At 65.6% G+C, this 14,919-nt stretch carries 11 protein-coding genes and 1 tRNA gene; 2 read left to right on the forward strand and 10 right to left on the reverse strand.

Going from position 1 to position 14,919, the window contains the following annotated elements; genetic code table 11:
* Positions 1 to 46 precede the first annotated feature (46 nt).
* Entirely contained in the window at positions 47 to 1,822 is a 1,776-nt protein-coding gene (locus tag SCA01S_RS14965; protein WP_245652650.1) for a DUF885 domain-containing protein, read from the forward strand.
* A 21-nt stretch (positions 1,823 to 1,843) separates the two neighbouring features.
* Here SCA01S_RS14965 and SCA01S_RS14970 read toward each other — a convergent pair whose 3' ends face one another.
* From SCA01S_RS14970 to SCA01S_RS14990, 5 genes are all read right to left on the reverse strand, one after another.
* Positions 1,844 to 3,220, reverse strand: coding sequence for a sensor histidine kinase (locus SCA01S_RS14970; protein WP_062787174.1), 1,377 nt, complete (start codon positions 3,218 to 3,220; stop codon positions 1,844 to 1,846).
* Between the two features lie 56 nt (positions 3,221 to 3,276).
* Positions 3,277 to 4,008, reverse strand: a complete 732-nt coding sequence (locus SCA01S_RS14975; RefSeq protein ID WP_062786982.1) for a response regulator — start codon at positions 4,006 to 4,008, stop codon at positions 3,277 to 3,279.
* An 18-nt stretch (positions 4,009 to 4,026) separates the two neighbouring features.
* Positions 4,027 to 4,716 carry an EF-hand domain-containing protein gene (locus SCA01S_RS22590; RefSeq protein WP_084391043.1) on the reverse strand — a complete coding sequence of 230 codons (690 nt, stop codon included), beginning with the start codon at positions 4,714 to 4,716 and terminating at the stop codon, positions 4,027 to 4,029.
* 468 nt (positions 4,717 to 5,184) lie between these two features.
* On the reverse strand, positions 5,185 to 5,562 hold the full coding sequence (locus tag SCA01S_RS14985; protein WP_028658330.1) for a VOC family protein: 378 nt from the start codon (positions 5,560 to 5,562) through the stop codon (positions 5,185 to 5,187).
* Positions 5,563 to 5,626: 64 nt separating this feature from the next.
* Positions 5,627 to 7,426, reverse strand: coding sequence for an aminopeptidase P family protein (locus tag SCA01S_RS14990; protein WP_062787176.1), 1,800 nt, complete (start codon positions 7,424 to 7,426; stop codon positions 5,627 to 5,629).
* A 113-nt stretch (positions 7,427 to 7,539) separates the two neighbouring features.
* Here SCA01S_RS14990 and SCA01S_RS14995 point away from each other — a divergent pair, with 113 nt between their 5' ends.
* Positions 7,540 to 9,630, forward strand: a complete 2,091-nt coding sequence (locus tag SCA01S_RS14995; protein ID WP_062786987.1) for a S9 family peptidase — start codon at positions 7,540 to 7,542, stop codon at positions 9,628 to 9,630.
* A 245-nt stretch (positions 9,631 to 9,875) separates the two neighbouring features.
* Here the strand turns inward: SCA01S_RS14995 and clpX are convergent, their stop codons facing one another.
* From clpX to SCA01S_RS15020, 5 genes are all read right to left on the reverse strand, one after another.
* Positions 9,876 to 11,132, reverse strand: coding sequence for an ATP-dependent Clp protease ATP-binding subunit ClpX (gene clpX, locus SCA01S_RS15000; RefSeq protein ID WP_022678079.1), 1,257 nt, complete (start codon positions 11,130 to 11,132; stop codon positions 9,876 to 9,878).
* A gap of 148 nt (positions 11,133 to 11,280) precedes the next feature.
* Positions 11,281 to 11,976 (reverse strand): ATP-dependent Clp endopeptidase proteolytic subunit ClpP, encoded by a 696-nt coding sequence (gene clpP / locus SCA01S_RS15005; protein WP_022678078.1) that lies wholly within the window; start codon positions 11,974 to 11,976, stop codon positions 11,281 to 11,283.
* A gap of 125 nt (positions 11,977 to 12,101) precedes the next feature.
* Positions 12,102 to 12,941 carry a hypothetical protein gene (locus tag SCA01S_RS15010; protein WP_062786990.1) on the reverse strand — a complete coding sequence of 280 codons (840 nt, stop codon included), beginning with the start codon at positions 12,939 to 12,941 and terminating at the stop codon, positions 12,102 to 12,104.
* A gap of 162 nt (positions 12,942 to 13,103) precedes the next feature.
* Complete coding sequence (gene tig, locus SCA01S_RS15015) at positions 13,104 to 14,666, reverse strand: trigger factor (RefSeq protein WP_062786992.1); 1,563 nt, start codon at positions 14,664 to 14,666, stop codon at positions 13,104 to 13,106.
* Between the two features lie 72 nt (positions 14,667 to 14,738).
* Positions 14,739 to 14,823, reverse strand: a tRNA-Leu gene (locus tag SCA01S_RS15020).
* Between the last annotated feature and the right edge of the window lie 96 nt (positions 14,824 to 14,919).

Genomic DNA, 14,919 nt, shown 5'->3' on the forward strand with positions numbered 1-14,919 from the left:
TTCCCACGCTACCCGGTTGCATCTGCAACAGGAGTATCGTGCCGCCGTGACCGTTCATCGTCTCCCGCTGCTGGCCGCTCTCCTGCTTGGCGTAGTCCAGCCAGCCCATGCGCAGGCGCCTGTCCCCGCGGTTGCTGCCAGTGCTTCCGCGGACGCCGCGTTCTATGCCCTGGCCGATGCTGAATGGACCTGGCGCCAGGCGCAGTTTGGCGATGACGAGAACGACGATCGCCCCAGCTATCGCCTGCCCGACGTGAGCGCCGCCGCCCAGGCCGCGCGCGAGGCGCGCTGGGCGCAAACGCTGAAAGCGCTCGACGCCATCGACCAGGGCGCGCTCTCGCCGGCCGCGCGCGTCAACTATGCGATCTATCGCTACCAGATCGAAACGCTGCTTTCGGCGCAGCGCTTTCACGAGTGGGAAAAGCCGCTCAATTCAGACACCACGTTCTGGGGCAACCTGGCCGATACCGCACGCACGCCGTTCCGCAACGAAAGCGAAGCGCGCGCCTATATCGCCATGCTGCATGCCGTGCCGCGCTATTTCGCGCAGCAGATGGCCAACATGAAGGCGGGGCTGGCACGCGGATTTACCGCGCCGCAGGTCACGCTCAAGGGCCGCGATCTGTCGCTGCTGCCGATAACGGACGCCAAGACCGCCGACGCCAACCCGTTCTTCGAGCCGTTCAAGGCCCTGCCCGCCAGTATTCCGCCCGCCACGGCCAAGGCCCTGGCCGACGAGGCGCGCACGGCGATCACCAGCGAAGTTGTGCCGGCGCACCGCGCCCTGCTCGCCTATCTGCGCAGCGATTATCTGCCCCATGCCCGCACCGCCCTTGCCGCGCAGGGCCTGCCCCAAGGGAAAGACTATTACCAGGCGCAGATCCGCGAATATACCACCACCGACCTGACGCCCGACGCGATCCACCAGATCGGCCTGGCCGAGGTGGCCAGGATCCGTGCGCAAATGCAAGAGATCATGACGCAGGTCGGCTTTACCGGTGACCTGCCCGCGTTCCTGGCCAAGCTGCGCAGCGATCCGCAGTTCGTTGCGAGCAGCCCGCAAGATCTGCTCAACCGTGCGGCATGGATCGCCAAGACGTTCGACGGCAAGGCAGCCGACTGGTTTGGCCGCCTGCCGCGCAAGCGCTTTGCCATTCGCCCGGTGCCCGCCGACATTGCCCCGTTCTACACCGCCGGGCGCGGCGGGCCGGGCGTCTATCTGGTCAACACCTGGAACCTGCCAGCACGCCAGCTCTATTCGCTGCCCGCCCTCACCCTGCACGAAAGCGCGCCGGGCCATGCGTTCCAGATGTCATTGGCATCGGAAAACAAGGGGCTGCCGGCCTGGCGCCAGCGCACCTACATTTCTGCCTATGGCGAAGGCTGGGCGCTCTATTGCGAAAAGCTGGGGGTGGAGATGGGCATCTACACCACGCCCTACGAACGTTTTGGCATGCTGTCATACCAGATGTGGCGTGCGGCGCGGCTGGTGGTCGATACCGGAATCCACGCCAAGGGCTGGACGCGCGAACAGGCGCTGGCCTTCCTGCACGACAATACCGCGCTGTCGGATCACGAGATCGAGACCGAGACCGATCGCTATATCGCCTGGCCGGGCCAGGCGCTGAGCTATTACCTGGGCGAGATGGCCATCGTGGAGGATCGCGCCCGCGCGGAAAAGGCGCTGGGCGACAAGTTCAACATTCGCGCCTTCCACGATGCCGTGCTCGAACTGGGCTCGGTGCCACTGCCCGTGCTGCACGCCCGGATCGATCGCTTCATCGCCGAGGGTGGCAAGGGCCCCTATCCCGACGAGGAATGAGGCAAAACCGCGCCGGCGCGGTCAGGCTGCCAGCGGCAGGCGGAGCGTGGCAATCAGGCCCACGACCTGGCCCGCCTGCCAGCGGTTGGCAAGCACGAGCGAGCCCCCGTGCTGGTCGGCGATCGCGCGGGCCAGAGTCAGCCCGAGGCCCGTGCCGCCCGTAGCGGTATTGCGCGAGGCCTCCAGCCGGGTGAACGGCTCCATCATGCGCAGGATATCGCCTTCGGGAATGCCCGGGCCATCGTCCTCGATGCGCAGCACCGCCTCACCGTCTTCCCGTTCCAGCGAGACACGGGCACGCTGGCCATAGCGCAGCGCGTTGGACACCAGATTGCGCATGGCCCGGCGCAGCCAGGTGGCGCGCAGCGGCAGAACGATGCGCACGGTGTCTTCCAGCGTCACATCCTCGCCCATATCCTCGTATTCGCCCATCACGTCGGTGACGAGGGCCGAAAGCTCGGTCGTCTCCAACGGGTCAGAGGGGCGGCCAACGCGGGCGAGCGAGAGAATGTCGTCGAGCGAGCGGTTGATATCCTCGATCGTCGCGGCCATGCGCGCGCGCTCGTTCTCGTCCTCCACCGCCTCGATCCGCACGCGCAGCGCGGCCAGCGGCGTTTTCAGATCGTGGCCGATCGCGCCCAGCATCACGTCCTTTTCATCGAGCAGGCCAACAATGCGCGCTTCCATGGCATTGTGGGCCACGATCAGGCGGCGGATATCGTCAGGCCCCTCGGGTTCGAGCTGGCCATCGGCATTGCGTTCGCGGGCAAAGGCTTCCACCCGCCCGGTCAAGGCCTTGAGCGGCCGCGCAATGCGCCGCAGGATCAGCGCCACCGCACCCACCAGCACGAAATAGAGCAGCACCGTCTGCATCAGAAGCGAAAGGATTACTTGGCGCTCGTTGGCCGGCGAAAGGATGCGCGCGGTAAGCCAGGTGCCATCGGGCCGCTGGATCGAGGCGATGATCAGGCGGGCCTGCGGCCGATGATCGCCAAAGCTTTCCAGCCGCTTGCTGACATCGCCAAACCACGCCCCGACAATCGCATCCGCCTGGGGATCGCGCTCCACCACCAAGACCTGGCGATGAACCAGACCCTGGGTTTCCAGCACATCATGCAACGCGCTCGCCACGTCGCTGCGCTGGCGGTCACCCGGCTGTTCGGGCGAATTGACATCGACGCGCACGCGCAAGGGGCGTGGCAGGCGCCAGATATCGTCAGGCGGCGGCCCGTGTGGACGGCCATCAGGCGGGTGATTTTCGCGCGGTGGCTGGCCGATCAGGCGAAATGCCGCCTCGTTCACGGTCAGTTGCACGCGCCGCTCGTTCTGTTCGCGCCAGATCAGCGCGGCCGAAAGACCCTGCGCCACCAGCAGCGCCAGCGCGATCGCCAGGAGCATTTGCCCCTGCAGGCTGCGCGGTGCGCGCGATATGGTCCAAGCAGGCCAGCGCAGCATCAGTCGCGGCCTGCCACCTTGCGCACTTCGGTGGCGAGCATGTAGCCGCCGCCCCACACGGTCTGGATCAGTTGCGGATTGCGGCTGTCTTCCTCGATCTTGCGGCGCAGGCGGCTGATCTGGTTGTCCACCGCGCGATCGAACAGATGCGCCTCGCGGCCCTGGACCATGTCGAGCAGGCGATCGCGATCGAGCACCTGACGGGGATGATCGAGAAACGCCATGAGCAGGCGAAATTCGGCCGAGGAAATGGCGACGACCGCGCCTTCGCGATCGGTCAACCGGCGCTTGAGCGGATCGAGCGTCCAGCCTTCGAATTCATAGACCAGCGCTTCGGGGGCATCGACGGCCACGCGCGCGCTGCGCCGCAGGACCGAGCGAATCCGCGCCACCAGTTCGCGCGGGTCGAACGGCTTGACCACGTAGTCGTCAGCGCCAATCTCGAGGCCGACGATGCGGTCGGTGGATTCACCCTTGGCGGTGATGAAGATCACCGGAAGCGCCCGGCTTTCGGCCAGGTGCCGGCACAGCGACAGGCCATCCTCGCCCGGCATCATGATGTCGAGCAGCACGAGGTCGAACGTTTCTCCCGCGATCCGCGCACGGGCTTCCACCGCGTTGCCCGCCTGGACCACGGCAAAGCCCTGGCGAACCAGATAGTCCGCCAGCACTTCGCGCAAGGCTGCTTCATCATCAACCAGCAGAATGCGGGTTATCGCTGTCTCACTCATGCCTGCGCTGCCCGGTGATCAGTTGCCGGCCGGCGGGGGCGGCGGCGGGCCATCCATGCGCTCGCCATCGCGCCAGCTCGGACCGCCAGGGCCGCCTTTCCCGCCCCAGCGGTGGCCCTCACGGCCAAATGCGGCGCGGATTTCTTCGCGGGTAAGCTTGCCATCATGGTTGGTATCGGCCCTGTCGAATTGCGATTTGACCGCCGCATCATACGCGGCGCGGGTCACCGCGCCATCCTTGTCACGCAGGGCAGCGTGCAAAACCGCGCCAAACCCGCCCATGCGCATGCCGTGCCAGCCGTGGCGGCCGCCTTCGGGGGCCATGCCGCCCGGTGGTGGTGGCGGCGGCATGTCGCCATCACGGCCAGCCATGGGGGGCATGCCCGGCTTCATCATGTGATGCTGCGCCATGAATTCGGCGCGGCTGATCACACCATCGTGGTTGGTGTCGATCGCATCGAACCGCTGCGCGAGGCGCGCATCACGATCGGCCTGGTCGATCTTGCCGTCCTTGTTCACGTCCATCCTCTGCCACAGGGCATCGGCTTGCGCCTGGGCCTGCGCCCAGGTGATGCCACCATCGCCCATAGCGCGGCCAGGCGCAGCGGGATCGGCCTGTGCCGGCGCGGAGGCTGCGGCGGCATAGAGCGCGCCAGCCCCCGCGAGGGCGGCAAGGGCCCCACCAAGGCCAAGGACGCTTTTCTTCATCTGGGCAAACTCCGGACAGACAAGGGCACCGATCGCCATTGATGACGGTATCGGCACCGCAAAAGACCTGGGGGATGAGAAAGCTGCGGCGCCGCCATGCCGAAAGAGGCTAGGGACTAAGGGGGAGGGACACCCCTTCCGGCCGTGGGGACTGAAGTGGCGGGCACCGCAGCTTCCATGGCTCAGTATATAGGCCGTGGATGTCGCGCGATTATGTCGGGACAGGGGGTATTTTGTCGCCAATTGTCGCATCATTTCGGCAGGGGACCACGCTTCCCGCCTGACCCAACTATCTATCCAAACCAATAACTTGAAATAGTTAAATGCTCGATGGAAACCGCCAAAGCCGCCGCATCTCCCGCAATTGTGGCGGGTGATTGTCCAGGCCGTGAAATAAGACCGATACATTCACGGCAAACGGCGCGAAGCCCCCTTCCCCGCCCGCGCCGCTGTGCCGGGTTGTGCGGCTCAGGACGTGCCCATCACGAAGGCATTGAGCTTGTTGCCATCGGGATCACGAAAATAGGCGGCATAGAACCCGCCGTCACCGCGCGGGCCAGGGGCACCTTCACAGCTGCCGCCATTTGCCAGGGCCAGGGCATGCAGCCGATCGACCTGCGCCGGCTCCTTGGCTTCGAATGCGACCATGACGCCATTGCCCACGGTGGCCGGCTGGCCATCGAATGGCTTCATCAGCGCCACCCCGGCGGCGCCACCGGCCGTGCCCCAGGCAATCGCCCCGGGCCATTCGAACATGCGCCCCGTGCCCAGTTCGGCCGCAAGCGCGTCGTAGAACGGTGCCGCCCGCTCCAGATCGTTGGTTCCGAGGGTAACATAACCGATCATCATCGCTCTCCTTGCAGCGAGTCGCCACCACAAGAACGTATCATGAACACAGCCAATCGCAAGATCAGATGGGCGCGCAGGCAGCCTCCAGCCAGGCGCGATCTTCACCCTCGAGCAGCGGCGCCAGCAGCGCCTGGGTGCGCGCGTGATAGTCGTTCCACCACGCCCGCTCGGCCGGGGTCAGCAGGGCAACATCCACCAGTGCGCGGTCAATCGGGACGAAGGTAAGCGTCTCGAACCCGCAGAACGCGCCTTCCGCGCCGGCGATCATGCGCTCTTCCACCAGGATCAGGTTCTCGATGCGGATGCCGTATTCGCCCGCCTTGTAATAGCCCGGCTCGTTGGACAGGATCATGCCGGGCAGCAGGCCCTGCCCGGTACCGGCCTGCGCGCCCGATGCCTTGGCAATGCGCTGCGGCCCTTCATGCACCGCCAGGAAGCTGCCCACGCCATGGCCGGTGCCATGGGCATAATCGAGGCCGGCCGCCCACAGGAACTGGCGGGCAAAGCTGTCGAGCGCGCCACCAGGCGTGCCCTGCGGAAAAACCGCCTGGTCCAGCGCGATATGGCCCTTGAGCACGCGGGTGAAGCGGTCCTTGACCTCGGCCGGCGCCTCGCCCGGCCCGATCCACACCGTGCGGGTGATATCGGTGGTGCCATCGAGATACTGCCCGCCCGAATCGACCAGATAGACGCTGCCCGGCGCAATCGCGCGGTTGGACTGTTCGTCCACGCGATAGTGCGGGATCGCCGCATTGGGGCCCGCGCCCGAAATCGTATCGAACGACAGGTCCTTGAGCAGGCCGGTCTTCTCCCGCTCGGCATGGAGGCGCGCGGCAGCGGAAAGTTCGGTTTCACCGCCCTTGGGTGCAGCCACCGACAGCCAGTGCAGGAACCGGCTCACCGCCGCCCCGTCACGCGCCTGGGCAGCGCGGTGGCCGGCCTGTTCAACCGGGTTCTTCCGCGCCTTGGGCAGCACGGTGGGATCGGTGAGCGTGAGAACCCGCGCTCCCGCCCCTTCCAGCGCGTGGAACACAGCCGCGACCGAGCGTTCCGGGTCAACCGCCACGGTCTTGCCCGCCAGCGCCGTCAGTGCCGGGACGAATGCCGCGCGATCCTGCACCCGCACGGCATTGCCCAGGTGCGCCACCAGTGCGGCATCGACCTTTTCTGGCGCAATGAACAGATCGACGGTGCCATCGGCATGGGCGACCACGAACGAGAGCGCCACCGGCGTGCGATCGACATCGGCGCCGCGCATGTTGAGCAACCAGGCCACGCCATCGAGCGCGGTGACCACGGCTGCATCGGCGCCGTTGTCCGTCAGCCACTGTGCCAGCATGGCGCGCTTTTCAGCGACGCTTTGCCCGGCATGGGCATCGGCATGGGGCACGGCCAGCGCCGCCGAGGGCACGGGCCGGTCCTGCCACACAGCGTCGATGGGATTGCTGTCCACCGCCACCAGGCTGGCGCCCTTGGCTTCCAGCGCCTTGGCCACGCCATCGGCCCAGGGCTTGGCATGCAGCCAGGCATCATAGCCGATCCGCGCGCCGCGCGCCGCGTGCTCGCCCAGCCAGGCTGCCGGGCTGGTCTGCGGCACGGACTGGTATTCATAGAGCCGCCCGTCCACCTGCTCGCGCACCTGGATGGTATAGCGCCCATCGACGAAGATCGCCGCGCGATCCTTGAGCACCACCGCCGTGCCGGCCGATCCGCCAAACCCGGTGAGCCAGCCGAGCCGCTGCGCATAGCCGCCGACATATTCGCTCATGTGCTCGTCGGAAATCGGGATGACGAAGCCATCCAGCCCGCGTCGTCCCAGCTCGGCGCGCAGTGCTTCCAGGCGGGCTTCGTGGGTTTGCATCAACATGGCGGGGCGTCCTTGGGCGTAATGGGCAGGTAACTGGTTGGCATTGTAACCACCTCATGCGGCAGACGCCAGAGGCGCGCCTTGCAGGCCGGGCACAGGCACCATAGATGGCGGAGATGACCGCAGCCACCCCTATCGCCACCCAGCCCCCCGTTGCCGCAAAAAAGCCGCACAGCATCAGCCATCATGGCGTGACGATCACCGACGATTACGCCTGGTTGCGCGATCCCGGCTATCCCGAGGTCAAGGACCCCGAAATCCTGGCGCATCTCGAGGCAGAAAACGCCTGGTTCCAGGCGCATATGGCCCCGCGCCAGCCGCTGATCGACCAGCTCTTTGCCGAAATGCGCGGACGCATCAAGGAAGCGGACAAGTCCGTGCCGCAAAAGGACGGCAACTGGGTCTACTGGATCGAGTACGAGGAGGGCGCGGAATACAAGAAGTGGTGGCGCCGGCCGATCGACGCGGCCGACAACGGCAGCGCCGACGAGCTGCTTCTCGACGAAGTGGCCCTGGCGCAGGGCCATGACTATTTCCGCCTGGGGGCCATCTCGGTGTCCAACGATGGGCGCATGCTGGCCTGGTCGGTGGACGATAACGGCTCGGAACGCTTCACCGCGCGGATCAAGGTGATCGCCAGCGGAGAAATCCTGCCTGACGAAATCCCCGGCACCAATTCAGGCCTGATCTGGGTCAAGGGCGATACGGGGCTGGTCTATAGCCTCGCCAACGAGAACTGGCGCACCGACAATGTGCGCCTGCACTGGCTGGGCCAGCCGCTCGAGCAGGACGTGGAACTCTACCATGAGGACGACGAGGGCTTTCGCGCCGGCGCCGCGCTTTCCGCCAACGAGAAGTGGCTGATCGTGTCGACCGGCGACCACGAAACCAGCGAAGTGCGCCTGATTCCGGCCGATGATCCGCTCCAGGCGCCGATTCTGGTGCGTCCGCGCGAAAAGGGCGTGGAATACGACGTGGACCTGCATGGGGAGACGCTGTTCGTCCACACCAACGATACCCACGAGAATTTCCGCCTCGCCACCGCGCCGCTGGCCGATCCCGCCGATTGGACCACGCTGATCGCCGGCAGTGACGATTTCTATCTCACCGGGTTCGAGCTGTTCCGCGATTTCTATGTCGTCGAGGGACGCGTGCGCGGGCTCGACCGCATCGAGGTGCGCTATTACGACGATCCGGCGCGGATCGAGCCGATCGCCTTTCCCGAGGCGAGCTATGAAGCCAGCCTGGGCGACAACCCGGAATGGGCCACGCAGACGCTGCGCGTGGGCTACGAATCGATGGTCAGCCCGTCTTCGGTCTTTGACTATGACGTGCCCAGTCGCACGCTCACGCGCCTGAAGGTCCAGGAAATCCCGTCGGGCTATGACGCCAGCCGCTATGAGACGGCACGGCTCGATATCCCTGCTCGCGATGGCACGCTGGTGCCGGTCTCGGTGGTATGGCGCAAGGACCGGCCGGCCGGCGGGCCGCTGCATCTCTATGGCTATGGCGCCTACGGCATTGCCATCGGGCCGGGCTTTTCCACCACGCGCCTGTCGCTGCTCGATCGCGGCATGGCCTATGCCATTGCCCATATTCGCGGCGGCGATGACCTGGGCCGGGGCTGGTACAAGGCCGGCAAGCTGGACGCCCGCACCAACACGTTCAACGATTTCATCGACGTGGCCCGTGGCCTGATCGACCATGGCTTTACCACGGCGGGGCGGATATCCGCCTCGGGCGGTTCGGCCGGCGGCGAACTGATGGGCGCGGTGATCAACCAGGCGCCCGACCTGTTTGGCGCGGTGGTGGCCGATGTGCCGTTTGTCGACGTGCTCGCCACGATGCTCGACGAAAGCCTGCCGCTCACGCCGGGCGAATGGCCGGAATGGGGCAACCCGATCGACGATGCGGCCGCCTTTCACCTGATCCGGTCCTATTCGCCCTATGACCAGGTCAAGCCGCAGGCCTATCCGCCGCTGATGGTCACCGCCGGTCTTAACGATCCACGCGTGACCTATTGGGAGCCGGCCAAGTGGGTCGCGCGCCTGCGCGAGCTGAAGACCGACGGCAATCCGCTGATCTTCAAGACCAACATGGGCGCGGGCCACGGCGGCAAATCCGGCCGCTTTGAAAGCCTCAAGGAAGCGGCTGAGGAATTCGCGTTCCTGCTGACCGAACTGGGCATCGAGGGCTAAAACCAAAGCCGTAGATGAACTCAGTCCATCAGATCGCGTTCGGGCTGAGCTTGTCGAAGCCCTCTGGCAGGGCGCGTCGTGCTGGCGCCCTTCGACAAGCTCAGGGCGAACGGGCGAGGTGTTTTGGGTTTGGCTCCCCTTTCCTCGCGTGTTCGGGTGCAAGCAACAAGTCTGCTGAGCTTGCCCCAAACAAAAACCCCCGCTGTCGCCAGCGGGGGTTTTTCATAGCTCCGAGACGGAAAGCCTCAGGCAGCCTGTTCCTTGCCCTTGAGGACCTGGACCGGCTCCTTGCGGCCATCGACCACGTCCTTGTCCACGACCACTTCGGTCACGCCGTCGAGCGTGGGCAGATCGAACATGGTATCGAGCAGCAGGCCTTCGACGATCGAGCGCAGGCCACGCGCGCCGGTCTTGCGCTCGATGGCCTTCTTGGCAATCGCTTCCAGCGCCTCGTCGGTGAAGGTCAGCGTGACGTCTTCCAGCTCGAAAAGCTTGGCATACTGCTTGACCAGCGCGTTCTTGGGCTCGCGCAGGATCTGCACCAGGGCCGCCACATCAAGATCGTTGAGCGTGGCGATGACCGGCAGACGGCCGATGAATTCGGGGATGAGGCCGAACTTCTGGAGGTCTTCCGGCTCTGCCTTCTGCAGCAGTTCTCCCACGCGGCGCTTGTCGGGATCGGCGACATGGGCGCCGAAACCGATCGAACGCTTCTGCAGGCGATCGGCGATGATCTTTTCCAGGCCGGCAAAGGCGCCGCCGCAGATGAACAGGATGTTGGTCGTGTCCACCTGCAGGAATTCCTGCTGCGGATGCTTACGCCCGCCCTGCGGCGGCACCGAAGCGGTGGTGCCTTCCATCAGCTTGAGCAGCGCCTGCTGCACGCCTTCGCCCGACACGTCGCGCGTGATCGACGGGTTTTCGGCCTTGCGGCTGATCTTGTCGATCTCGTCGATGTAGACGATGCCGTGCTGGGCCTTCTCGACGTTGTAGTCGCTGGCCTGCAGCAGCTTGAGGATGATGTTCTCCACGTCCTCGCCCACGTAGCCCGCTTCGGTCAGCGTGGTGGCGTCGGCCATGGTGAACGGCACGTCGAACGTCTTGGCGAGCGTCTGGGCCAGCAGCGTCTTGCCCGAGCCGGTCGGGCCAACGAGCAGGATGTTGGACTTCGACAGCTCGATATCGCCACCCTTGCCGCTGTGCTTCAGGCGCTTGTAGTGATTGTGCACCGCCACCGAGAGCACGCGCTTGGCGCGGTCCTGGCCGATCACATAATCATTGAGCGTCTCGAAGATATCGCGCGGCGTGGGAACGCCACCGTCCTTCTTGCCGGCGATGCCCTGCTTGGTCTCTTCCCGGATGATGTCGTTGCACAGCTCGACACACTCATCGCAGATAAAGACCGTCGGCCCGGCAATGAGCTTGCGCACCTCATGCTGCGATTTGCCGCAGAAGCTGCAGTAGAGCGTGCTTTTAGAGTCCGATCCGGAAAGCTTTGTCATTCTTCAATCCCAGGCGCCCCTCCACGAGGGGCGGGCCCGGCTATCCTACTACCCCAAGGGTATTAATCAACCGGACACGAAACGAGGTGATGGTATCTGCCACGCGGCTCCTTTCGCAACGCTTAAGGAGCCGGGGCAGAAGAGAAAATCAGGCCGAAGGCGCCCCGCCGGTGCCGCTTTCGACGCCGACCTGTTCAGATTGGGGACGCGATTCGAACACCTTGTCGACCAGACCGAAGGCCAGAGCCTCGTCGGCTTCGAGGAAGGTATCGCGGTCCATCGCCTTCTCGACCTCTTCCAGGCTCTTGCCGGTGTACTTCACATAGAGGTCGTTCATGCGCTTCTTGATGCGCAGGATTTCACGGGCCTGGATCTCGATGTCCGAGGCCATGCCCTGCGCCCCGCCCGAAGGCTGATGGATCATGATTCGCGCATGCGGCAGCGCGATGCGCATGCCCGGTTCGCCCGCGGCGAGCAGGAAGCTGCCCATCGAGCAGGCCTGGCCGATGCACACGGTCGACACGCGCGGGCGGATGTACTGCATGGTATCATGGATCGCCATGCCCGCCGTCACCACGCCACCGGGCGAGTTGATGTACATCGAGATGTCCTTCGAGGGATTTTCCGACTCGAGGAACAGAAGCTGGGCGACGATCAGCGACGCCATGTGGTCTTCCACCTGGCCGGTCACGAAGACGATGCGTTCGCGCAGCAGGCGGCTGAAAATGTCGAAGCTGCGTTCGCCACGGCTGGTCTGCTCGACGACGACCGGGACGAGCGCGCCAGTCACCGGATCAGCGTGGAACTTTCCTTGGGCAGAGCTGCTGCCGAACACGTCGAGCATGGGAATCCTCATCTGGTTGCGATGGCCTATGTCGCGTGCCAGCAAAGGATGTTCAAGGGCATTAACCGCGAATGCGCGGGAATGCGTGGATATTGGACCAGATTCGGGCGCCTTTCGCCGCGTGGTCAGACCTGCACCCGCGCCCGCAGGGCTTCGAGTGCAGCCAGTTGCGCTTCCATCGCCCGCAGGCGGGCCTCGGTTCGGGCCACCCGCTCGCGCAACTCGCGGCTGCGCCTGCTACCTGGCAGCAGCCGTGCCAGGAATCGACCCGCGTCGCCCAGACTGGCGGCCATGGCATCGAGCAGGCCCTGGCGCGGCACGACCGGCGCGCGGTGGCGCGGCAGGGGGCTGCGATCATCGGGCGCAACCCAGTGCACGCCAGGCGGCGAAGGTTGCAGCAGTGGCGGCGCGGCATGCATCTCGGCCGGCGGCGCACAAGCGGCCGCGACTTCACGTGTGGTAGCCGCGGAACGGCGCGCGTGTTCGGCGGCGATCATCGCGCGGCGCTGCGCCTTGCGCGCGGTGCGGGTGCCCGGACGGGGCGGCAGATCGCGATGCGGCGCCTTGCGCGGCGGCTCTTGGCGACGCGAATCGTGACCTGGCCGATCACGATCGGGCTGCCCTTGCGGTATGGTGGCCGGCCCGCGCGGCGCGATGAACGGCGCGCGCAGCGGCGGCGTGGCGGGCAGTGCGGGCGGAATCATCCCCGCCGGCCAGGCCGCCGTGGTGATGATCGCGCCACGATGGGGCGGCAGGATGAGATCGGACGGAAAGGCCGGCGTGGCAGCCTGGGCCAGCAGGAATGGCCGGGTAAAATCGGCCTTGGCCCGCTTGCTGGCGGCCTTGGCGGCAGGCGGACTGACTGCTGGCGGACCGGCAGTTGGCGGAACGGCAGATGAAACTGGCGCCTTGGCCGGCACACGCTGGCCGGATCGAGCGCCCTTGCGATTGCGCACGGTATGCATCGGCAGATCCCCCCGGGTTCCGATGTGACCGATTCTCTCATGCCAGGAATCACCGCGCCAATCCGCATGATGCCTGAGGGCAAACACCTAAAAGCAAACGGGGCGCCACCGTTGCCGGCAGCGCCCCATTTTTGTTTCTTGATCAGGCCGTGTGGCGCTGGATCAGGCGTCTTCGCCTTCGGCGGTCGCCTTCTTGGCGGCCTTCTTCTTGGCGGGCTTGGCTTCGCCTTCAGCGGCGGGTTCCGCCTCGGCGTCGGCCGCAGCCTTCTTCTTGGCCGGAGCCTTCTTGGCGGGCTTGGCCTCTTCGGCTTCGCCAGCCGCTTCGGTTTCGGCTTCGGCCTTCTTGGCCGCCTTCTTCTTGGCGGGCTTGGCTTCGGCCGGAGCGGCAGCGGCGCCTTCCTCGGCTTCAATCGCGGCCTGGAGCTCTTCGCGGGTCACTTCGCGCTCGCTGACTTCGGCCTTGTCGAACAGGAAGTCGACGACCTTGTCTTCATAGAGCGGAGCGCGCAGCTGGGCAGCGGCCAGGGGCTCGGAGCGCACATAGTCGATGAAGCGCTGACGATCCTGTTCGCGGTATTGCTGGGCCGCCTGGCGGATCAGCATTTCCATTTCCTGCGCAGTGACCACCACGCCGTTGGCCTGGCCGATTTCCGACAGGAGCAGGCCCAGACGCACGCGACGCTCGGCGATCTTGCGGTAATCGTCCTTCTCGGCTTCGATTTCCTTGAGCGCTTCCTCGGGGTTTTCCTCGTTCTGCGCTTCCTGGGTCAGCTGCTGCCAGATCTGCTCGAATTCGGCTTCCACCATCGAGGGCGGCACGTCGAAGTCATGGCCGGCAGCCAGCTGGTCGAGCAGGGCGCGCTTCATCTGGGTGCGGGTCAGGCCGGCAGTTTCCTGCTCCAGCTGGCCCTTGAGCAGGCCACGCAGCTGTTCCAGGCTTTCCAGGCCCAGCGCCTTGGCGAAATCGTCGTCAGCAACGAATTCGCCCGGGTTCTTCACCGCCTTGACCTTGATGTCGAAGGTGGTTTCCTTGCCGGCCAGGTTAGCGGCGGGATAGTCCTCGGGGAAGGTCACGGTAATGACCTTTTCGTCGCCGGCCTTGGCGCCAACGAGCTGTTCCTCGAAACCGGGGATGAAGCGGCCGGCGCCGATTTCCAGGGCCTGGTCTTCAGCCGCGCCACCTTCGAAGGGTTCGCCGTCCAGCTTGCCGAGGAAGTCGATGATCAGCTGATCGCCATCCTTGGCTTCGGCGCCTTCGGCAGCGTCGCTGAACTTCTTCTGGCCGGCGGCGATGCGGTTCACCGCTTCGTCCACCTGGTCTTCGGTCACGGGCACGACCAGCTTGTCGAGCTTGAGACCATCGAGTGCGGGCGCTTCGACCTTGGGCAGCACTTCGAGGCTGACGGTCAGCTTTGCGTCCTGGCCTTCTTCATAGCCTTCGCCCAGCGACACGTCCGGCTGCATCGCGGGACGCAGCTGGTGGTCGGCCACCAGCTTGTCCATCGCTTCGCGAATCGTGGTCTGCAGGGCTTCCTGGTGCAGGGCCGGGCCGTGCATCTTCTTGACCAGGTTGGCCGGCACCTTGCCCGGGCGGAAGCCAGGCATGCGCACCTGGGGGGCGATCTTCTTGATTTCACCTTCCACGCGCGCGGCAATGTCCGCCGCCGGAATGGTCACGGCGTAGGCGCGCTTCAGGCCCTCGTTGCTGGTTTCGACGATCTGCATCCTGATCCAACTTTCTCGACTGACGCCGCGACAAGGCGCCTCAAAATCCGTGCAAAGCCGGGGGGTGAACCCTGGTGCGGGCGAAGGGACTCGAACCCCCACATCTTGCGATACTGGAACCTAAATCCAGCGCGTCTACCAGTTCCGCCACGCCCGCGTCCGGCAAAAAGCGAGCGGTGCCCCTATCGCAGCCGGGTGAAAAGCACAAGCCCGGCGCGCTTTCCCCCTGGAACAAGCGCGCCCACGCGGGGAA

This window comes from Novosphingobium capsulatum NBRC 12533 (assembly GCF_001598375.1).
Lineage (GTDB): Bacteria > Pseudomonadota > Alphaproteobacteria > Sphingomonadales > Sphingomonadaceae > Novosphingobium > Novosphingobium capsulatum.